At 56.1% G+C, this 21,519-nt stretch carries 19 protein-coding genes; 12 read left to right on the forward strand and 7 right to left on the reverse strand.

The features are described 5' to 3' along the window. Positions 1-328 precede the first annotated feature (328 nt). The 5 genes from ACCC96_RS00640 to ACCC96_RS00660 form a co-directional block, all read right to left on the reverse strand. On the reverse strand, positions 329-2,446 hold the full coding sequence (locus ACCC96_RS00640) for a hypothetical protein (protein ID WP_413694706.1): 2,118 nt from the start codon (positions 2,444-2,446) through the stop codon (positions 329-331). Between the two features lie 80 nt (positions 2,447-2,526). Then, entirely contained in the window at positions 2,527-2,940 is a 414-nt protein-coding gene (locus ACCC96_RS00645) for a GtrA family protein (RefSeq protein ID WP_258613315.1), read from the reverse strand. Further along, positions 2,940-3,893 carry a WxcM-like domain-containing protein gene (locus ACCC96_RS00650; protein ID WP_309475232.1) on the reverse strand — a complete coding sequence of 318 codons (954 nt, stop codon included), beginning with the start codon at positions 3,891-3,893 and terminating at the stop codon, positions 2,940-2,942. Before ACCC96_RS00650 ends, ACCC96_RS00645 begins: the two co-directional genes overlap by 1 nt. Further along, positions 3,886-4,833 carry a glycosyltransferase family 2 protein gene (locus ACCC96_RS00655; protein ID WP_413694707.1) on the reverse strand — a complete coding sequence of 316 codons (948 nt, stop codon included), beginning with the start codon at positions 4,831-4,833 and terminating at the stop codon, positions 3,886-3,888. The genes ACCC96_RS00650 and ACCC96_RS00655 overlap by 8 nt, the downstream gene beginning before the upstream one ends. Beyond that, positions 4,830-5,927, reverse strand: coding sequence for a DegT/DnrJ/EryC1/StrS family aminotransferase (locus ACCC96_RS00660; protein ID WP_258672866.1), 1,098 nt, complete (start codon positions 5,925-5,927; stop codon positions 4,830-4,832). The genes ACCC96_RS00655 and ACCC96_RS00660 overlap by 4 nt, the downstream gene beginning before the upstream one ends. A gap of 279 nt (positions 5,928-6,206) precedes the next feature. Here ACCC96_RS00660 and ACCC96_RS00665 point away from each other — a divergent pair, with 279 nt between their 5' ends. The 8 genes from ACCC96_RS00665 to ACCC96_RS00700 all read left to right on the forward strand — a co-directional run bounded on the left by ACCC96_RS00665 (position 6,207) and on the right by ACCC96_RS00700 (position 14,692). Continuing rightward, the gene (locus ACCC96_RS00665; RefSeq protein ID WP_413694708.1) at positions 6,207-7,220 is read left to right on the forward strand and encodes a UDP-glucose 4-epimerase family protein; all 1,014 of its coding nucleotides are present in this window, start codon (positions 6,207-6,209) and stop codon (positions 7,218-7,220) included. Continuing rightward, complete coding sequence (locus ACCC96_RS00670; RefSeq protein ID WP_019650521.1) at positions 7,217-8,239, forward strand: MraY family glycosyltransferase; 1,023 nt, start codon at positions 7,217-7,219, stop codon at positions 8,237-8,239. Before ACCC96_RS00665 ends, ACCC96_RS00670 begins: the two co-directional genes overlap by 4 nt. A 115-nt stretch (positions 8,240-8,354) precedes the next feature. After that, positions 8,355-10,349, forward strand: coding sequence for a polysaccharide biosynthesis protein (locus ACCC96_RS00675; RefSeq protein WP_413694709.1), 1,995 nt, complete (start codon positions 8,355-8,357; stop codon positions 10,347-10,349). Between the two features lie 113 nt (positions 10,350-10,462). Further along, a complete protein-coding gene (locus ACCC96_RS00680) occupies positions 10,463-10,798 on the forward strand; it encodes a ComEA family DNA-binding protein (protein ID WP_413694710.1) in 336 nt (111 codons plus the stop codon). 193 nt (positions 10,799-10,991) lie between these two features. Further along, positions 10,992-11,786 (forward strand): SDR family NAD(P)-dependent oxidoreductase, encoded by a 795-nt coding sequence (locus ACCC96_RS00685; protein WP_413694711.1) that lies wholly within the window; start codon positions 10,992-10,994, stop codon positions 11,784-11,786. Between the two features lie 31 nt (positions 11,787-11,817). After that, on the forward strand, positions 11,818-13,092 hold the full coding sequence (gene fabF, locus ACCC96_RS00690; protein ID WP_413694712.1) for a beta-ketoacyl-ACP synthase II: 1,275 nt from the start codon (positions 11,818-11,820) through the stop codon (positions 13,090-13,092). 78 nt (positions 13,093-13,170) lie between these two features. Continuing rightward, entirely contained in the window at positions 13,171-13,824 is a 654-nt protein-coding gene (locus ACCC96_RS00695) for a GntR family transcriptional regulator (RefSeq protein ID WP_018929820.1), read from the forward strand. A gap of 16 nt (positions 13,825-13,840) precedes the next feature. Beyond that, positions 13,841-14,692 (forward strand): urea carboxylase-associated family protein, encoded by an 852-nt coding sequence (locus tag ACCC96_RS00700; protein WP_413694713.1) that lies wholly within the window; start codon positions 13,841-13,843, stop codon positions 14,690-14,692. Between the two features lie 99 nt (positions 14,693-14,791). Here ACCC96_RS00700 and ACCC96_RS00705 read toward each other — a convergent pair whose 3' ends face one another. Next, positions 14,792-14,959, reverse strand: coding sequence for a DUF2897 family protein (locus tag ACCC96_RS00705; protein WP_008006000.1), 168 nt, complete (start codon positions 14,957-14,959; stop codon positions 14,792-14,794). A 128-nt stretch (positions 14,960-15,087) separates the two neighbouring features. Beyond that, positions 15,088-16,452 carry an ethanolamine permease gene (eat, locus tag ACCC96_RS00710; protein WP_413694714.1) on the reverse strand — a complete coding sequence of 455 codons (1,365 nt, stop codon included), beginning with the start codon at positions 16,450-16,452 and terminating at the stop codon, positions 15,088-15,090. Positions 16,453-16,778: 326 nt separating this feature from the next. Here eat and kdpF point away from each other — a divergent pair, with 326 nt between their 5' ends. From kdpF to kdpC, 4 genes are all read left to right on the forward strand, one after another. Beyond that, the gene (gene kdpF / locus ACCC96_RS00715; protein ID WP_007899818.1) at positions 16,779-16,868 is read left to right on the forward strand and encodes a K(+)-transporting ATPase subunit F; all 90 of its coding nucleotides are present in this window, start codon (positions 16,779-16,781) and stop codon (positions 16,866-16,868) included. A gap of 8 nt (positions 16,869-16,876) precedes the next feature. Continuing rightward, on the forward strand, positions 16,877-18,571 hold the full coding sequence (gene kdpA / locus ACCC96_RS00720; protein ID WP_413694715.1) for a potassium-transporting ATPase subunit KdpA: 1,695 nt from the start codon (positions 16,877-16,879) through the stop codon (positions 18,569-18,571). Between the two features lie 10 nt (positions 18,572-18,581). Continuing rightward, complete coding sequence (kdpB, locus tag ACCC96_RS00725) at positions 18,582-20,639, forward strand: potassium-transporting ATPase subunit KdpB (protein WP_258672874.1); 2,058 nt, start codon at positions 18,582-18,584, stop codon at positions 20,637-20,639. A 211-nt stretch (positions 20,640-20,850) separates the two neighbouring features. Further along, positions 20,851-21,396 (forward strand): potassium-transporting ATPase subunit KdpC, encoded by a 546-nt coding sequence (gene kdpC, locus ACCC96_RS00730; RefSeq protein WP_413694716.1) that lies wholly within the window; start codon positions 20,851-20,853, stop codon positions 21,394-21,396. Positions 21,397-21,519: the final 123 nt, after the last annotated feature.

Below are 21,519 nucleotides of genomic sequence, written 5' to 3' on the forward strand. Positions count from 1 at the left end.
TCTTACCCCGACATTACCAGGTAAGCATCCTCCAGATTGCCGGCGATCTGGCAGGTGAGGGTCGGGGCGTATGGGGCGCTATGCGACGAACCCTTGTGGGGCGGTGTTCATTTAGCACGTAACTAAAAACGCCGGCAACTTGGCCGGCGTGATTGATTATCTGCATCCACTGCTGTGTGAAGACTGGACTCCTGTGAAACTTTTGTCCAAAGTTTTGTGCCATCGCTGATGGCGAGCCAGATACCGCAGGAGAGTCGCGTTAATACAGCGCGATGCTTCCTGCGCATCACTTACGATGGGCAGGAGGCTGAAGTGTATTGGTCTAGTGCTATTTTTTTATCTCAATCCAGTCAAGTCTTCCCGAAAACCCATAGTAATTGTCATCAACGTCACTAATGAAAGTGACTGTATTCATTCCGTCTCGAAGTTGGCTCTTGACGAGTTCAGCCTGAAAGCTGTTGTCGTCCTTCCATTCAAAGGGGATGTTGATACCATTCACTTCAATTTTCATGCTCTTTTTTATTGTCGGGTTGACGATTACATCGAACATTCCGCGCAGCTGATAACGGTCTGATGAAGGTGAAAACTTAAAATCGAGGAATGCCTGTTTATTTGTTTTCCATGCTGAGGCGTTATGCTGAAATTTGTTAACACTCCATTCAGCTTCGCGCCAACCAGAGCCCGCTATTGGCAGTTCCATACTCCACCAGTTACCAAATCCCCAAAAGTAATGCTCATCGGATTTCTGGTCGGTGAAACCAATCAGGCGATTATGATAGTCAGGTTTGTCGATAAATCCACGATAGATCGCGCCAGTGCGGCTTTGGTCGCTGCGTAACATTTTCGCGCGGTTTGTATTGGCCTCGGAGTTTTCATCTGGATTTACAATGATTGTAACGGCTTGAGATTTGGCTAACTTTTTGTCTTCCAAACTTTTGGTGGGTTCGAAACCTGGACCACTTATAGGTGTTGGGTAATGAAAAGTCCATTCATTAGCGGTTTCTTCACAGGTTCCCTTTCGGCCAACACTGTCGGTATGCTGCCACTCATTGCCATTTTCGCGGCATACCTCCATTGAATTAAATGGATGCCCGTAAATATAATTAAGAGTGGCCTGTAAGTTTTCGTTTATAAACATCCAGGTGTTATTGAGCTGGTTTGTTTTGTCGACGATTACTAGTGTTTTGTTGTTGGTTTTACCGTCAAAATTTTCGACGATATTCTTTAGAATATTGCGCTGTCTATCCGATATTTTTACATAGTGGTGGAATTGATATAGTTGGCTTGAGAGGCCGATAAAAACGAATAGGGCTACGCCAAGTGCTGCCAGGTTTTTGCTGGCTTTGCCAATGCCAATAAGTATGGCGAGCGTCACAAACACACCGCCTGGTGTCGCGAACAAGAACGTACGTTGGCTTATCGCTTGATGTGATACCGAGAGTAGAAAAGGGGCATACCCTAGCAGTACCAAAGTGACGCCAGCAATTAACAGGCGGATAATGACTGGCGAGTAAATATCGGCTTCTGCGGGCTGGCTTTTTCTGTAATTGGAAAGTAAAAGAAAAGACGCGATAAATAATATAAGCACTATGCTTATGGCATACCAGTAGGAGCTGAACTCCGCGGCAGTTATTCTTGTTGCATCATACCATCCCCCCAGGGTTGTTCTCAGCAAGCCTATCGAGAACAGGTTTGGAAGTGCATGCCTGATCGTGGTAATAATACTGGTGCTGCCAGCGATACCACTCTGATAACTGTTAACGAGTGGTGCCGTATGGATAGCGTAAGCAATGTACGAAAATGCACCCACAAACCAAATCAGATGCTTCCATATGTGTTGGCGTACTTGGAGGATAACTGATTTTAAATCTGATTTTATGAATATTGTTAAAAGTGGTAGTGCAGTCAGTAATAGTGACGCTTCATACATCGCGCAGGAAGCCAGCAATAGTATTGCTGACGCGATACTCAATAAATACGATGTGATTCTCGATGTCGCTTGCAAAGCGGCTATGAATATCGAGGTTCCAAGCAGTACCGAACTAAGCGCCCAGTTTATGTGGAGCGCTCTGAACGATAACTGCATAGTGTCGGCTGGATAAATTATGATCAGCAGGCCTGCGATCACTCCCCATTTTAATGAGCCAGTAATATGGCTTGTTATGTAACTCAGGCTTGAGCCTTTTACGCAGAGTGAGAGTGCAAGGAGCACATTCCAATACTTGAAAGAATAGGGGTCTAAATAGTAAGCGATGGCTTGAGGAAGAATCGTTAGTGGGCGTAGCGCATGTGCAGCCAGTGGGCTGGTAGTGTCAGTTACAAAGAACAGTCCATGAGTTGTAAACGACCCTAGCAATCCCCACTCTTCTATCAAGCCGATCAGCGAAAATCCGTACGGTACCCACAACGCCAAGACCAAAATAGCAACTGGTAAGATGTGCGCCATCCAAGACTTTATCCCGATACAAGAGCGCGACGGGGAAAACTTTTGGGATAAGGGTTGCTTTGTCAGGTTTGTCATTTGCTTTACTGATCCATTCCTGCCTTGGGCTGATCTGTAGCTTTAAGTATTGTTTTGCTAAGCAAGTAGGTTACAGGCAGAAGCAGTACAATTATCAAAAGCGGTGCTATTTCTTTGGGTATTCCTAGTCTTTCCACCATAAGGCTAAGCATTAAGGCGGATAACATATACTGGAGCAAATACACAATTGGGTAGGCCATCAAGCCTTTCCATGATTTTTTCACATTGAAAACAATGTGTGCGTTAAACAGGTACGAGAATAGGATCCCGGTTATGTAAGCGATGACGTAAGATTTTTGATAGCTTATATACATGTTCAGTAGTAAATAGATTCCATAGGTCAGGAGGGTGTTCAAACAACCTCCTGCCAGGAACGATACCCATCGACGTATATTTTCTTTAGAGATGGTAATGCTCACTAGTTTTTTGAGCCCGTTATTTTAACAAAATCAGAATAGTCTCGAATGTAGTCGGCCGAATCGTAGTAGTCTGAAGTGAATACCAGCAGCACTGCATCTTCGGAATATTTGTACTGAATGCCCCAGATCAAAGGTGGCAAATAAATCCCTTTGTTCGGTGCGTCGAGCATTACTTCCGCGCGGTTTTGACCATCATCTACCACGACGGCGCAACTCCCTTTCACGCAGATGAGGAACTGATGGCAGTTGTGATGAGCATGCTCACCGCGGGTTTTTTGGTTGGGTACATTGAACACCAGGAAATAGCGCTTCGGAATAAAAGGGATTTCCTTTTCGAATTCGCCTACTGACAAATCGCCCCGCATGTCCGCAACGTATTTGAAGTTGTGTATGGTGACGTCGCCCACACCAACTCTTGTAATTCCTTCTTGCGACTTTGCATTTTCAACGAGTTTCGGTTTTTCGCTGTTGTCGCTTGCCGCTGAATTCTCTACATATCCGGTAATCCGCGCCGGTGACCCTGTCACGATCGCATACGGAGGCACGGATTTGGTGACCACTGCGCCCGCTCCAACCATTGCCCCCATACCGATGGTGACGCCAGGGAGGATGACGGCGCCGCCGCCGATCGAGGCCTTGTCGTGTATCACGGTTGGCAGAAATGCTTCCGGGTAGACCTTGGAGCGTGGAAACTTGTCATTGGTGAAGGTGACGTTTGGGCCAATGAACACATCATTACCAACCCTCAGGCCATCCCAAAGATAAACACCCGACTTGATCGTCGTTCTGTCGCCGATAACAACATCATTTTCAATCAGGCAGTGAGAGCAGATGTTCACATCCGTGCCGATCACCGCTTCAGGAAAAACTACAACATACTGCCAAACACGTGTGTTTTGGCCGATGTTGTTACTTTTGACATCTGCGCTAGGGTGGATCGTCGGGTTAGACATGACGGATTTGCTCTCGGTTGTTCAACTGTATGCTCACGACTGCCAACGGTCGCTGTTTGGTGTTCTCATACGCTCGCCAGGCATAGGTACCTACAAGACCCAGACCCAGAAGATTCAAGGTGCCCAGCAGCAGGACCACGACCATAGTGGCGGCGTAGCCTGGTACTGCAATGGTGCCGTGAATTTTTGCAATGATGACCATCAGGCCTATTGCCGCTGACACTAATGAGCCTATCGCGCCCATTTTGACCAATAAACGAATAGGGTAGTCAGTGAAAGCGAAGACGCTGTCCATCATGTATTCGAGCTTCTTCTTGAACGTCCAGGCTGACTTGCCTTCCTGGCGAACCTGGCGATCGTAGTCGACGAATTTTCTTCTGAAACCGAGCCAGAATATTAATGCGATCAATGACGAGCGAGATTCTTCAAGCTTCAGAAGTTGCTCTTTGAACGCGTTATTGCAGCCAAAGATATCTACGCCACCCTTAGGCATATCGTGGACGACCAGCTTTCTGTAAAGCCCCCAGAACATTGAAGAGGCCATTCGGCTAAAAAACGGGTCTTTACGGGCGTTGCGGGTACCGATGGCAACGTCACACTCATTATTTGAAAGTGAGTGAAAAAAGCTGATCAGCAACTCCGGTGGTTCCTGAAGGTCGGCAGCCATGACACCGAAGTATTTTCCGGTTGCTGCCATGAGGCCCGTTCGAATCGCTGGGAATGAACCGAAATTCCTCGAATGGGCCAATAGCTGCGCTGCAAAAGGCAGGTTTGGCAGTTCTTTTTGAATCAACTCAAACGATGCATCCGGGCTGCCATCGACGACAAAAACCGCCTCTACCTCGTTGTTCAGGCTCTCGTTGATTTCACTGAGTGCCTGAATCAAGCGTGGAATGGATTCTGCGTTTTTGTAAACCGGGATGATGATCGAGTAGGTCATGCCGCCCATCCATTGACGGCTGTGATCACGGCACTGACTTCATGCTCTTCCATTTCTGGGTAGCATGGCAGTGTCAGAATCTCTTTTGCCAAACGCTCGGTGTTGGCCAGGTGGCAGTCAGCGTTCACATTCTTGAATACAGGTTGTTTGTAGTCAGGAATCGGGTAGTGAACCTCAGACGCGATTTCCAGGCTGCGCAGATGTTGCTGCAGCGCATCACGTTTCTGGCTCTTGATGACATACAGGTGAGCAACCCAGGCATCACTTGTTCCTTGCGGATGAACAATGTCGGGTTGATTGATTTCGTTGCGATAACGTTCGGCAATCTCATGGCGTCGTGCATTGCCCTGATCAAGGTGAGGCAGGAACTCGGAGAGAATGGCGGCTTGCATTTCGTCCAGGCGGCTGTTTCTGGCTCCGCCCAACTCTACGCAATATTTGGAGGACCATCCGTATTGACGCAACTGTGCGACTCGTTGCGCAATCTCAGCCGAGTTGGTGACGACTGCGCCACCGTCGCCCAGGGCTCCGAGGTTCTTTGTCGGGTAGAAACTGAAGCTCGAGGCGTCCCCGAATGTACCTACGCGTTTGCCATGCATGCTGGCACCGTGTGCTTGTGCGCAATCTTCCAGAAGCACAATGCCTTTGTTTGCACAGAAAACTGCAATCTCCTGGATCTCCGGGATGGCCAGGCCATAAAGATGCGTCACGACGACAGCTTTGGCTCCCGATTCCACGGCGCGTTTCACTTCCGCGAGGGTCACGACCTGGGTTTCGAGATCGACGTCCATGAAGGTGGGTACGGCACCGATGGACAGAACAGAAGTGGTTGTATACATGCCGGCATTGGCAACCGTGGCGACAACGTCACCTTTTTCTACACCCAGAGCCTTGAGGGCCAATTCGATTGCATCGGTGCCATTGGCGACGGTTATGCAGTGGTCGGCGCCCAGGTATTGGGCAAAGGACGCTTCAAAGCGTTTGACCTCGGGCCCCAGCACAACCCATCCGCTGGACACCACGCGTTGGATGGATGCATCGATCTGATCTCGGTATTTGGCGATTTTCGCGCTGAGATTATTGATTTGCTGCATCGATGTGCTCCCTTCGAGGCCTAGCCTGTTGAATTTAGTGTTTATTTTGAATCGCTTGCTGACGCCATTCATCTTGGCGAGGCGCCTCGGGCTCTACTCATAGAGCTTTTGGTCAAAATTGGTGGGATTCTATCTCTCTCGGGTGTTTGCTCCAACCTGTGTGATGGAAATTCACCTTGAATCCGATTGTATTTCCTCATCTACGGACCAGAGGCCAAGCGGTCAGAAGGAGGGCAGGGCTCTAACACGCCAATTCAACGCTCAAAATGAAGCATTTTCGTGGTAGATTATTCCATTGCTATCAATTTTTTGAATCGGTTTGAAATGTCAAAAAAAATACTCGTGACCGGTGCGACGGGGTTTCTGGGAGGCGCGCTGGTGAGGCGTTTCTGCACTTTGCCGGAAACATCGGTTGTGGCTCCGCTCAGAAATTTGAATAGCAAGTTACCTGACGAAGTAGAAAAAATTTATATATCGAATATAGATCGAGCCACCAACTGGGCTCAGTCTCTCTCTGGTGTGGATGTGGTTGTGCATTCGGCGGCCCGGGTGCACGTGATGCATGAGGACCCGGAGCAATCACTGGAAAAGTTTCGTGCGATCAATGTAGAAGGGACACTAAATCTGGCGCGCCAGGCCATACAGGCTGGTGTTAAAAGATTTATCTTTATCAGTTCTATCAAGGTTAATGGGGAAAGTACTGCGCCAGGACGTGCGTTCTCGGCAGATGATATTCCATTGCCTTTGGATTCCTATGCGATTTCCAAGTGCGAAGCAGAACAACAACTCATGCAACTGGCCAATGCGGGAGCCATTGAAGTTGTAATTATCCGTCCAGTACTTATTTACGGTGCTGGTGTAGGTGCGAACTTTCAGCAAATGATGCGATGGTTGATCAAAGGCATTCCACTACCATTCGGGGCAGTGAACAATCACCGAAGCCTTGTGTCACTGGAGAATGTCGTTGATCTGATCAATACGTGTGTCGATCATCCTCGCGCAGCGAATCAGGTCTTTCTGGCAAGCGATGATAGTGATGTTTCAACGACCCAGCTGATGCGGCGCCTTGTCACCTGTTTGGGGGCGAAAACCTGGCTTGTCCCCATTCCTTCAGGGGCGTTGGTGTTCCTGGCTGGCTTATTGGGACGGCGCGCGGTGGCTCAACGGCTTTTCGGCTCATTGCAGGTTGATATCCAGAAAAACAAGGAGTTGCTGGGCTGGTGTCCACCAGCAAGTCTGGATGATGGATTGAAATTGACGGCACAGCATTTTCTGGAGTCTCGCCAAAAATGAGTTATGCGTGGTTTATTCCGGTGGCTGTCTGTATTTCCTTTTTGCTGACGGCGGCGTTACGCAAGTACGCGATTTCTCGAAGTTTGATGGATGTTCCGAACGCCCGTAGCTCTCACGTTGTTGCAACACCGCGTGGTGGTGGCGTCGCAATTGTCGTCGCTTTCATTGTGTCGTTGATGTTTCTGTACGCCGCAGGACTGATTACACCATCTGCCTTTGTCGCGAGTGCAGGGGCAGGGCTCTCGGTAGCGTTGATTGGCTTTATGGACGACCACGGACATATCGCCGCACGTTGGCGTTTGTTGGGGCATTTTGCAGCGGCAGTCTGGCTGCTGGGCTGGATGGGGGGGCTACCCCCCGTCGAATTGTTTGGCGCCCATGTCGATATGGGCTGGGCAGGTCATGTGCTGGCCGCTTTTTATCTGGTGTGGTTACTCAATCTCTACAATTTCATGGACGGAATCGATGGCATTGCCAGCGTAGAAGCAATTAGTGCCTGCCTGGGGGCCTGTCTGCTGTATTGGTTGGCAGGTCTGGAAAGTCTGATGTGGGGAACATTGTTTCTCGCCGCTTCTGTGGCAGGTTTCCTTTATTGGAATTTCCCACCCGCGAAGATTTTCATGGGCGATGCCGGCAGTGGATTTCTCGGCATTGTGCTGGGTGGGCTGTCTCTGCAGGCAGCATGGGTGAGTGCGCCGATGCTATGGGCCTGGCTCATTTTGCTAGGGGTGTTCATCGTTGATGCAACATTCACTCTGTTTCGCCGCCTGTTAAGAGGAGACAAAGTCTATGAAGCCCACCGCAGCCACGCCTACCAGTTCGCCTCACGTCGTTTTCGCAAGCATTTACCGGTAACCATCGCTGTTGGCGTGATCAATTTGTTCTGGCTGTTGCCGATAGCCTTGTGCGTGACACGTTTTGGTCTGGATGGCGCTTTGGGAGTCATTTTGGCTTATGTGCCATTGATCGCGCTGGCAATGAAATTTCGCGCCGGAAATCTGGAAGATCCAGCGGTATAGAACTAAGCAGTATCTACTCTGTCATTTGAGTCTAGAGTGATCGCGACGCACCTTTGAGGTTTCACCACGGTGAAGGGGCTGCTGAGAGGAGGAAACTAAGGTGTTTGAAGGGTTGATGGATAAAATCAGAGCGTACCTGGTTGGGCTGCCCCGGCGTCGAAAAAGGTTGATACAGGTCGCTACGGACATCCTGCTGGTCTGGATTGCCTTGTGGTTGGCATTTATCGTGCGTCTGGGCCTTGACGATATGTACAACCCCTTGCGGGTCCACTTTTGGCTTTTTGTCTGCGCGCCCGTCATCGCTATTCCCTTGTTCATACGTTTCGGCATGTACCGTGCCGTCATGCGTTATTTCGGTAATGACGCGCTTATCGCCATTATCAAGGCGGTCAGCCTTTCATCGCTTATTCTCGCTGTCGCTGTGTATTGGTACAGCAATCACGAAACAGTAGTACCGCGCTCAATCGTCTTCAACTACTGGTGGCTCAGCCTCGTGATCATAGGCGGCCTGCGCCTGTGTATGCGCCAATATTTCATGGGCGACTGGTTCGCTGGCGCTCACCATGTGCCGTTTACCAATCGCGATAACGGTCTCACCAAAGTCGCGATCTACGGCGCCGGCGTAGCCGGCAATCAGCTTGTTGCCGCACTTCGCATGGGCCGGGTCATGCGTCCCGTGGCGTTCATCGATGATGACCCAAGTATTGCGGATCGATCGATCGCCGGCCTCCAGGTCTACAAACCCAAACACATTCAACAGATGATCGATGAAACAGGAGCGCAGGAAATTCTCCTGGCCCTACCGTCATCCACCCGCGCACGACGCAGGGAAATTCTCAATCTGCTGGAAGCCTACCCCCTCCATGTGCGAAGCGTCCCGAACTTCACCGATCTGGCCAGCGGTCGGGTCAAGGTTGAAGACATTCAGGAAGTGGATATCGCTGACTTGCTGGGCCGTGATGCCGTGCCAGCCCAGGCCGATTTGCTGGAGCGCTGTATCAAAGGCAAGACCGTGATGGTCACGGGCGCCGGTGGCTCGATCGGATCGGAGCTGTGCCGACAGATTTTCTCGCTCGGCCCGACCACGCTTCTGCTTTTTGAACACAGTGAATTCAATCTTTACAGCATCCTGTCGGAATTGGAGCAGCGCGCCTGCCGTGAGTCGGTCTCGGTCAAATTGCTACCGATCCTTGGTTCCATCCGTCACCCGCACAAACTGCTCGATGTGATGAAGACCTGGGGGGTGGACACCGTCTATCACGCCGCTGCCTACAAGCATGTGCCAATGGTCGAGCACAACATTGCCGAGGGCGTGCTGAATAACGTAATCGGAACCCTGAATACGGCTCAGGCTGCGTTGCAGTCGGGGGTCGCCAACTTCGTGCTGATTTCCACTGACAAGGCCGTACGTCCGACCAACATCATGGGCAGCACCAAGCGTTTGGCGGAGTTGACGCTTCAAGCCCTGAGCCGTGAAATTGCCCCTGTGCTGTTCGGCGATAAAGCCAATGTATCGCGCGTCAACAAGACCCGTTTCACCATGGTGCGCTTCGGTAATGTATTGGGCTCTTCCGGTTCGGTGATCCCGCTGTTCCACAGCCAGATCAAATCCGGCGGCCCGCTGACCGTCACGCACCCGAAAATCACCCGCTACTTCATGACGATCCCCGAAGCCGCGCAATTGGTGATTCAGGCCGGCTCCATGGGGCAGGGCGGCGATGTGTTCGTGCTGGACATGGGCGAACCGGTAAAAATCGTCGAGTTGGCGGAGAAGATGATTCACTTGTCCGGCTTGAGCATCCGTTCCGAGCGAAATCCCCAGGGCGATATCTCGATCGAGTTTACGGGCCTGCGTCCGGGAGAGAAGCTCTACGAAGAGTTGCTGATCGGCGATAACGTTGCCGCGACGCCACATCCGATGATCATGACCGCCAACGAAGACCATTTGCCCTGGGACGTGCTCAAGGGGCGTTTGAGCGAGTTGCTGCTTGCCGTCGAACAGGATGATTACGCCCGCGTCCGTCAACTTCTACGCGAAACGGTCAGCGGCTACACGCCCGACGGCGAGATCGTCGACTGGATTCACCAGCAACGCCGCCTCGAGCCCTGATTGTTTCACATCCTGTAACGGACACACTTTTGACAGCTCCATCACATCGCCTAAGTTTGGGAGGCAGCTTCGGAAAAGCTGCTTCTTCCAATCGATGTCATGGAGCTTCATTTATGCGTACTGGCTATTTCTACTCTCTGGTTTTTGCCCTGCTCACCAGCGCCTCTATTGCGGCCATCGCTGCGCCGACGGCTGCGCCAGAGGCTGCCAAGGCACCGTTTATGCTGGACGCTGCCGCCAAGCCTCAAACCGCCAAGGTCGATCTGAATGGGGCCGATGCGCCAACCCTGCAACGGGAGTTGTCCGGGATCGGTGAGGCGAAGGCCAAAGCGATTGTTGCTTATCGTGAGAGTAATGGGCCATTTTCGTCGGTAGACGAACTGCTGGAAGTGAAGGGTATCGGCAAAGCCATTCTGGACAGGAATCGCGAGAAGCTGGAAGTGAACTAAGCTTGTAAATCCACACCAGGAGGCCGGTCATTGACCGGCCTTTTTTGCTTATTGCTGCAGAGGGCTATCTGGCACCTTTTATCGGGATGCAAAAAATTACGGCTATCATATGGCGATAAAATTATGCCTATAATAAATCCGTCGTTCGCTGAAGCGTTCGTCTTTCCTTAAGCATCCACCCAGGAGCACTGTCATGAATTCTGTCCAGGCCCAAGGTACGGCCCTTGTCACCGGCGCTTCTTCCGGCATCGGTGCGGTTTACGCGCAACGGCTGGCGGCGCGTGGTTTTGATTTATTGCTGGTCGCCCGTGATCAGGAACGACTCGAGGCTGCCGCGAGCAAATTGCGCGCGGAGCATGGTGTTCAGGTTGAGGTGCTCAAGGCGGATCTGACGCAAAAGGATGATGTTTTGAAGATTGAGCAGCGTCTGCGCAGCGATTCAAGCATCAGCCTATTGTTGAACAACGCCGGTATCGCGGCGGATGGTTTGTTGGCCAACGCCGACATGGATCAGATGGAGCGTTTGATTCAGTTGAACGTCACCACGGTGACGCGGTTGGCTTCGGCGGCGGCAGCCGGTTTTATCAAGGCCGGTCGTGGGACGATTATCAATATTGCGTCGGTGGTGGCGTTGTTTCCTGAGCGGTTCAACGCGACGTACAGCGCGAGCAAGGCTTATGTATTGAGCCTGACTCAGTCGTTGAATACTGAGCTGCAAGGCACCGAGGTTCAGGTGCAAGCGGTATTGCCGGGAGTGACACGCACCGAGATTTTGGAGCGCTCAGGTATTGATGCGTCCCAGATTCCGGAGGACATGATCATGGACGCGGGAGAGATGGTCGACGCGGCGTTGTCGGGTCTGGATCAGGGTGAGCTCATCACCATTCCTTCCTTGCCGAATCTCTCGGAGTGGGAATCCTTTGTGGCGGCGCGTCATGCGATGGCGCCGAATCTGTCCAGAAGCATTGCCGCCGCGCGTTACAAGTGAGGCGCCATGAATCGACTGAGGTATTTGCGCTATGAGTAATCGTCGGGTGGTAGTCACGGGCATGGGCCTGGTGTCTCCGTTGGGTAGCGGTGTCGAAGCGGTTTGGGCGCGTCTGTTGGCCGGGCGCTCCGGGTTGCGGACGTTGCCGGATGAGGTGGTTGCCGGTCTGTCGACCACGGTCGGTGGCGCGGTGCCGACCTTGGCGGAAGATCCCGAGGCGGGTTTTGACCCGGATCGGGCGACGCCGCCCAAAGAGCAGAAGAAGATGGACCGCTTCATTGTGTTCGCCATGGAGGCGGCGCGTCAGGCAGTGGAGCAGGCCGGTTGGCAAGCGCTCGACGCCAATGCCCAGGAGCGCACGGCTACTATTATCGGCTCGGGCGTGGGTGGTTTCGGCGCGATTGCCGATGCGGTGCGTACTACCGACAGCCGTGGTCCGCGACGTTTGTCGCCGTTCACCATACCTTCGTTTCTGGTCAACCTCGCCGCGGGCCATGTGTCGATCCAGCACGGTTTCAAAGGGCCTTTGGGGGCTCCGGTAACAGCGTGCGCGGCCGGGGTCCAGGCGATTGGTGACGCGGCTCGGCTGATTCGTTGCGGTGAGGCGGACATTGCGGTGTGTGGTGGCGCGGAGGCGGCGATCGATCGGGTCAGTCTCGCCGGATTTGCGGCGGCTCGGGCCCTGTCCAGCGGTTACAACGATACCCCGGAGCGCGCCTCGCGGCCGTTCGACAGTGGGCGCGATGGCTTCGTGATGGGCGAGGGTTCGGGCCTGCTGGTGATCGAATCCCTGGAACATGCCTTGGCACGCGGCGCTCAACCATTGGCCGAGCTGGTTGGTTACGGCACCAGCGCCGATGCCTATCATCTGACTGCGGGGCCGGAGGATGGCAGCGGTGCGCGTCGGGCAATGTCGCTGGCGTTGGCTCAGGCAGGCATTTCGCCGGCACAGGTGCAGCATCTCAACGCGCACGCCACCTCGACACCGGTTGGCGATTTGGGAGAGTTGGCGGCCATCAAGTCGTTGTTCGGCTCGGACAACAAGATCGCGGTGACGTCGACCAAGTCCGCCACCGGGCATCTGCTCGGCGCCGCAGGCGGAGTCGAGGCGATCTTTACCCTGTTGGCACTGCGCGATCAGGTGGTGCCGGCCACGCTCAACTTCGATAACCCGGATCCGGCTACCGAAGGCGTGGACATCGTCCACGGTCAGGCGCGACCAATGAACATCGACTACGCGATGTCCAACGGTTTCGGATTCGGCGGGGTGAACGCCAGCGTATTGTTCAAATACTGGGAGGACTAGTTCACGACAGGCAGGTGATGGCACGAATAGTGATTATTCATTCGCAGACGATTGTTGAACAATCACGAGGCGTTGAGTATGAGCAGCGGACTGTCCCTGGCCGACCACATCACATTGGAATTGCGCGCTGACATCATCGGCGGTCGTTTGCTGCCCGGCATGGCGTTGGTGGAAAACGATCTGGTGTCGGCTTACAACGCTTCGCGCAACACCATTCGCGAGGCGTTGCACCGTCTGGGGCAGGAAGGGCTGACCCGCTATGTCCGTAACAAGGGCGTGATGGTGCGCAGGCTGGGTGTCGATGATGTGCGCGATCTGTTCAAGGTTCGGCGCACCCTGGAACTGCAAGCCATCAGCGCCAGTCAGCCATTGCGTGAGTATCAGTCCGACCGGATGCTCGAAGCCCTGGAGGCCACCGAACTGGCCCGGGAGCGTGAGGACTGGCGCGCCGTCGGCACCCACAGCCTGGCCTTTCATCAACACATCGTCGGATTGCTACGCAGTCCGTTGTTCGACGAGTTCTTCACCAACGTCGTCGCGCAACTGCGCCTGGTGTTTTGCACCGCTCCCGATGAATCACGTTTTCAGGCGCCCTGGCTGGCGCGTGACCGGCAGATACATGAGTTGCTGGCCGACGGCGACAAGCGCGCGGCTGCGGACGCCATGAGCCGTTATCTCGACGATTCCGAACACCTCCTGTTGCAGATGCTTGCCCCTTCTTCCCATCACTGATCGAGGATTTTGTGCCATGTACAAAGACTATCCGGCGGCCTATCAAGTCAGCAAAGGCTCGGCCTTGCAGGTCGACACAGCCTTCTACGAACGGATCCGCGACCAGAAAGCGGGGCGCACGCTGATCGAGCAGTTCGAAGTGCCGATCCGCACCGGTCGCGCCTGGAATGTACCGGCCGGGCATGTGTTCAGGGTCACGACCCCGGTCGGCCCGCAAGTCGGGGATTTCAATGTCTGGAATGCCCACGATCCACGCGAGCGCTTGTGGGCGGCGCGGACCCGGCAGTTGCAGGGCGCCCATGTCAGCACCCATGACCGGCTCTGGTCGAACCTGCCATTTTTACGGCCGCTGGTGACCATTACCGACGATAGCCTGGCCGGTTATGGCATCGACGAACACGGCGGACGTTTGCACGATTTGCTGGGAACACGCTGCGATCCTTACGTGAACAAAATGCTCACCGGCGAAGACTTCCATCATCACTGCCACTCCAACCTGACTCGCGCCGTATTACCCCATGGCCTGACCGAGTTCGATGTGCATGACGTGTTGAACATTTTCCAGTGCACCGGCCTGAACCACGACGACCTGTATTTCATGAAAGCCTGCCCGGCGCAGAAGGGCGATTATCTGGAGTTCTTTGCCGAGATTGATCTTTTGTGTGCGCTATCGACCTGCCCGGGTGGCGATCTGTCGCTGGCCATGTGGGGGCCGGATGCGCAGGATCCGTTGAGCGTCTGTCGCCCGCTGGGAGTGGAGATTTACCGGTTGGAGGATTCGTTGCTTGAGGGCTGGAGCCCGCCGGAGCGTGCGGCTTACAAAGGGTTGCATGGCTTGCACATTGCCAAGGCGGCTTGGGAAAAGTAAGCGCAAAAGCAAAAAGATCGCAGCCTCCGGCAGCTCCTACAGGGGGAACGCATATCCCGCGTAGGAGCTGCCGGAGGCTGCGATCTTTTGATCTTTGATCTAGCGGTCCTGCGCATCCTTGGCATCCGCTTCCGCGTTGCGTTCGGCGACGCGCTTACGTTGCTCTTCAGTCAATTCGACCTTGTTGGCGGTGTCGCGCAGCATCATCAAACCGCCAACGATCGAGCCGATGGCAACGATCAGAATCAACCAGGCATACCAGGGCATAGGCGTTCTCCTTGAGGGCAGGCCGGTGGGCGAGGGTTTCGCCAACCGATCGTGCATACCACTTTTGAGCGATGGAATTTCGCAGTGGTTCCATTCTATGCCTGATCCGACAGCAGCACTGCGGCTGTCTAGAGCCCGGTCAACATCGCATCCGCCGGCGCATCGGCACGCAGTTGCGCCGTCAGCATGAAGTACACGAAACCCACCGCCATGAAGCCGAGGAAGATCAACCCGATCAAGGTGTTGAACCAGGCCATCGCCACCAGGCAAACCACCGCCAACACCAGCGCAATGAATGGCAGCAACGGGTAGCAAGGCGCGCGGAAAGTGCGTTCCAGGTTCGGTTCGGTTTTGCGCAGTTTGAACAGGCTGAGCATGCTCATGATGTACATCACGATCGCACCGAATACCGCCATGGTGATCATTGCCGCCGTCAGCGTCATGCCGCCGAGGTTGATCAAGCCGTCACTGTAGATCGCTGCGATGCCGATCACGCCACCGGCGATGATTGCCCGGTGCGGGGTCTGGAAGCGCGACAGTTTGGCCAGCGATGCCGGCAAGTAACCGGCCCGGGCGAGGGCGAAGAACTGCCGCGAGTAGCCGAGGATGATCCCGTGGAAACTCGCCACTAGGCCGAACAGGCCGATCCACACCAGCATGTGCAACCAGCTGGAGCTTTCGCCGACCACCGCTTTCATCGCTTGCGGCAGCGGATCGTTGATGTTCGACAGGGTGCGCCAGTCGCCGACGCCGCCGGCAAAGAACATCACGCCCATGGCCAATAGCACCAGGGTCAAAATGCCGCTGATGTAGGCCTTGGGAATCGTGCGTTTCGGATCCTTGGCTTCTTCGGCGGCCATGGCCGCACCTTCGATGGCCAGGAAGAACCAGATGGCGAACGGGATCGCCGCGAACATCCCGGCAATCGCCGGCGCACCGAACACATCGGAGCCGGCCCAGCCGTTGAGGGCGAAGTTGCTGAAACTGAACGCCGGGGCGACCACGCCCATGAACACCAGCAGTTCGGCGACTGCCAATACGCAGACCACCAGTTCGAAGGTGGCGGCCAGTTTCACGCCGAGAATGTTCAGGCCCATGAACACGATGTACGCCCCGACCGCTGCGTGTTTCGGGTCGAGGGCGGGAAACTGCACGTTCAGATAGGCGCCGATCGCCAGGGCAATCGCCGGTGGCGCGAAGACGAATTCGATCAGCGTTGCCAGCCCGGCAATCAATCCGCCTTTCTCGCCAAAGGCACGGCGGCTGTAGGCAAAGGGACCGCCGGCATGGGGAATCGCGGTGGTTAGCTCGGTAAAACTGAAGATGAAGCAGGTGTACATCGTGGCGACCATGAATGAGGTCACCAGAAAGCCCAGCGTACCGGCCACGCCCCAGCCGTAACTCCAGCCGAAGTACTCACCGGAAATCACCAGCCCGACCGCGATTCCCCACAGGTGCAGCGTGCCCAGCGTGGGTTTGAGTTGTGTGTTCATGTGTTGCCCCCTGAACGGTTTGGAAAGCTCGGGGGAGGGCGTGTGCAGCGGGCGTGCCAGTGTTGTGATGGCAGTCGTAAAGCGCCAAAAGGTGTCGTATCGGGGATGTTCGCCGCTGGATGGGCGCTACTTGTGCGCCAGTTGGGGGCGTTGTCGGCTGTTCCGCCGCCTTCGCGGGCAAGCCTGGACAACCCTGTAATCCCGGCATAAACCCACTCTTTACGCATTCTTTATGCCCCGCCACACCCCTCGATCTCGCGCCTTTACAGCCTCCCTGCCGACAATCACTCCACACGCGGCAATACGCCGTAACACGGAGAACTTCCATGAGCGTTCTGGACGGAGTGTCACTGCTATTGGCAGTGGGGCTGTTCATTTATCTGTTGGTTGCGCTGTTGCGCGCGGACCGGAACTAGGAGCGGCTATGCACAGTTATGACTATTGGCTGATCCTCGCCTTCTTCGCCGTGGTGCTGATTCCGGCACCGTTTCTGGGGCGCTTCTACTACAAGGTGATGGAAGGGCAGCGTACCTGGCTTTCGCCGATTCTCGGCCCGGTGGAGCGTGGCTGCTATCGGGTGGCCGGCGTCGATCCGCAGGCCGAACAGAGTTGGCAGAAATACACCCTGGCCTTGCTCGCCTTCAACCTCGCGGGCTTTTTGCTGTTGTTCGCGATCCTGATGTTCCAGGATCACTTGCCACTGAACCCGCAAAACCTGCCGGGCCAGGAGTGGACGCTGGCGTTCAACACTGCCGTCAGCTTCATGACCAACACCAACTGGCAGGCCTATAGCGGTGAAGCGTCCCTGAGCTACTTGAGCCAGATGGTTGGCCTCACCGTGCAGAACTTCGTCAGTGCCGCCACCGGTCTGGCGGTTCTGGTTGCACTGTGTCGCGGCATTGGTCGCAAGTCGACCAAAACCCTCGGTAACTTCTGGGTCGACATGACTCGCGCCACCCTCTACGGCCTGCTGCCTCTGTGCTTGCTGCTGGCGCTGTATCTGGTGTGGCAGGGTGTGCCGCAAACCTTCGCGCAATATGTGAATGCCGTGACCCTGCAGGGCGTCGATCAGGTGATCCCGCTCGGCCCGGCCGCCAGCCAGATTGCGATCAAGCAACTGGGCACTAACGGCGGTGGCTTCTTCGGCGTCAACTCGGCGCATCCGTTCGAGAACCCGACGGCGTGGAGCAACCTGTTCGAAGTCGCCTCGATCATTCTGATCCCGGTGGCGCTGGTGTTCACCTTCGGCCATTACGTCAAAGACCTGCGTCAGAGCCGCGCGATCATCGCCTGCATGCTGGCGCTGTTTTTGATCGGCGGCGCGACGTCGCTGTGGGCTGAATACCAACCCAATCCAACCCTGGCCAACGTCGCCGTCGAACAGACCGCGCCGCTGGAAGGCAAGGAAGCACGCTTCGGCACCACCGCCACCGTGCTGTGGTCGGTGACCACCACCGCAGCGTCGAACGGTTCGGTCAACGGCATGCACGACAGCCTCAACCCGCTGAGCGGCATGGTCGCGATGGTCAACATGATGGTCGGCGAGGTGATCTTCGGCGGTGTCGGTGCCGGGCTCTACGGCATGTTGCTCAACGTGTTGATTGCGGTGTTCCTCGCCGGGCTGATGATCGGCCGCACGCCGGAATACCTCGGCAAGAAACTGCAAGCCCGGGAAGTTCAGCTGTTGGTGGTGACCTTGCTGGTGATGCCGGTGGGCGTGCTGGTGCTCGGCGCGATTGCCGCCAGCCTGCCTGGCCCGGTCGCGGCGGTGAGTAACCCCGGCGCTCACGGCTTCAGCCAGTTGCTCTACGCCTACACCTCGGCCAGTGCCAACAACGGTTCTGCCTTCGGCGGCTTTGGTGCCAACACCGCGTTCCACAACCTGATGCTGGGGCTGGGCATGTTGATCGGGCGCTTCGGTTACATCCTTCCGGTGCTGGCCCTGGCCGGCAGCCTGGCGATGAAGAAAACCGCGCCGATTGGCCAGAACAGCTTCCCCACCCATGGCCCGCTGTTCGTGACCTTGCTGACCGTGACCATTTTGCTGGTGGGTGGTTTGACCTTCCTGCCGACATTGGCGCTGGGTCCTATCGCTGAACACCTGAGCATGGGCTTCTGAGGATCTAATGATGAATATGCCCGTTACCAAAACCGTCGCCGCCAAAGCGCCGGAACAACCGAAAACCGCGATCTCGGCCCTCTGGCGCCCGGCGCTGGTGCAATCGTTCGTCAAGCTCGACCCACGGCAATTGCAGCGTGCGCCGGTGATGCTGGTGGTGGAACTGACCGCCATCCTCACCACCGTGCTGTGCTTCATTCCCGACAGCGCCGTGCCAACCTTCGTTGCCGCGCAAATCGCGTTGTGGCTGTGGTTCACCGTACTGTTCGCCAACTTTGCCGAAGCGTTGGCCGAAGGTCGCGGCAAGGCCCGCGCCGACAGTCTCAAGGCCGGCAGCGTTGGCTTGAGCGCCCGGCGCAAAAGCGCCAATGGCAGCTTTCAGGTAGTGCCGGCCAGTAGCCTGCGCAAGGGCGACGTGGTGCGCGTCGAAGCGGGGGAGATGATTCCCGGCGACGGCGAGGTGATTGAAGGCATCGCGGCGGTCAACGAAGCGGCGATTACCGGTGAGTCGGCACCGGTGATTCGCGAATCCGGTGGCGACCGTTCGGCCGTCACCGGCAACACTCGACTGGTGTCGGACTGGCTGCTGGTGCGCATCACCGCCAACCCCGGCGAGTCGACCCTGGATCGCATGATCGCGCTGGTCGAGGGCGCCAAACGCCAGAAAACCCCGAACGAAGTGGCGCTGGATATCCTGCTGATCGGCCTGACCCTGATCTTCCTGTTGGTGGTGGTAACCCTGCAACCGTTCGCCCACTTCGCCAACGGCAACCTGCCGCTGGTGTTCCTGGTCGCGTTGTTGGTCACGCTGATTCCGACCACCATTGGTGGCTTGCTGTCGGCCATTGGTATCGCTGGGATGGACCGTCTGGTGCGCCTGAACGTGATCGCCAAATCCGGTCGTGCCGTGGAAGCGGCGGGGGACGTGCACGTCCTGCTGCTGGACAAGACCGGCACCATCACCTTCGGCAACCGTCGCTGCAGCGCGGTTTATGCCGCACCAGGCGTCAGCGCCAAGGAACTGGCCGAAGGCGCGTTGTTCGCCTCTCTGGCCGATGACACCGCTGAAGGCAAATCCATCGTCGAGTACCTGCGCGGTCTTCACTCGCACCCCGAACCGTCCCCCGAAGTACTGACCGCCGTGCCGTTCAGCGCTGAAACCCGCCTGTCCGGTGTCGACTATCAGGGCCGGGTCTATCGCAAGGGCGCGGTGGATTCGCTGCTGAATTTCGTTGGTCTGAAACGCGCTGATCTGGCTCCCGCCCTGTCCCGGGAAATCGACAAGATCGCCCAGAGCGGTGGTACGCCTCTGTTGGTGTGCGCCGACGGCAAATTGCTCGGTGTGATTCATCTGAAGGACGTGGTCAAACCCGGCATCCGCGAACGTTTTGCCGAACTGCGCAAGCTGGGGATTCGCACGGTCATGGTTACCGGCGACAACCCACTGACCGCCGCCGCGATTGCTGCCGAAGCGGGCGTGGATGACGTACTGGCCGAAGCCACGCCGGAGAAAAAACTGGCGCGCATTCGTCACGAGCAGAACGACGGGCGCCTGGTCGCCATGTGCGGCGACGGCGCCAACGACGCCCCGGCCCTGGCTCAGGCGGACGTGGGCATGGCGATGAACGATGGCACGCAGGCGGCGCGGGAGGCGGCGAACATGGTCGACCTCGACAGCGACCCGACCAAGCTGTTGGACGTGGTGCAGATCGGCAAGGAATTGCTGGTGACCCGTGGTGCGCTGACTACCTTTTCCATCGCCAACGACGTGGCCAAGTACTTCGCGATCCTGCCGGCGTTGTTCGCCTCGATCTACCCGCAATTGGGTGTGCTCAACGTCATGCACCTGAGCAGTCCGCAGAGCGCGATTCTCTCGGCGATCGTGTTCAACGCCCTGATCATTGTGGTGCTGATTCCACTGGCGCTGCGCGGTGTGCGGGTGCAGGCGGCGAGTGCGGCGGCGCTGCTGCGGCGCAATCTGCTGATCTATGGACTGGGCGGGATTCTGGTGCCATTCGTGGGCATCAAGGCGATCGACATGCTGTTGACGGCGTTGCATCTGGTTTAGCGGTTGTTGTTTGAGGCAGGGGCTTTTGTGGCGAGGGGGCTTGCTCCCGCTGGGCTGCGAAGCGGCCCCACCTCAGGCCCAATGTTTATTCAGGGCACCGCATTCACCGGGTTTACGACTGCTGCGCAGCCGAGCGGGAGCAAGCTCCCTCGCCACAGGTGATGTGTGTGCCTTCTAAGTGATGAGTATTCTTCGAATCGAGGATTTTGAAATGTCCACACTGATACGTCCGGCCCTGAGCCTGCTGGTGCTGATGACCCTGATCACCGGCGTCGCTTATCCCTTGGTGGTGACTGGCGTCGCCCAGGTTGCCTTCCCGGACCAAGCCAATGGCAGCCTGGTGCGCGACGCCGACGGCAAGGTCCGTGGTTCGTCGCTGATTGCCCAGGATTTCGTCGGCGACGCCTGGTTCCACCCACGGCCATCGGCCGGTGCCTTTGCCACTGTGTCGAGCAGCGCCAGCAACCTTTCGCCGAGTAATCCGGCGCTGGCCACTCGGGTGATCGAGGAGGCCAATAAGCTGCAGGTGGCCGGGCAGGGGCCGGTGCCGTTGGCACTGCTGACCACCTCTGGCAGTGGCCTCGATCCGCACTTGCCACCAGCGTCGATTGCCTATCAACTGGCGCGTGTCGCGGCAGCGCGCAACCTGCCGGTGTCTACGCTTGAGCAACTGCTGGATGCGCACATCGAGCGGCCGTTGGTGGGGCCGCCGGTGGTGAATGTGCTTGAGTTGAACCTGGCACTGCAGAAGCTGTAGATCAAAAGATCGCAGGCTTCGCCAGCTCCTACATTGACCGTGTCGACACCGCGACCTCTGTAGGAGCTGCCGAAGGCTGCGATCTTTTACGGCAACACCCCCAATCCCAAGTCGAACAAGGCA

This window comes from Pseudomonas sp. Pseusp11 (assembly GCF_047304405.1).
Taxonomy (GTDB): domain Bacteria; phylum Pseudomonadota; class Gammaproteobacteria; order Pseudomonadales; family Pseudomonadaceae; genus Aquipseudomonas.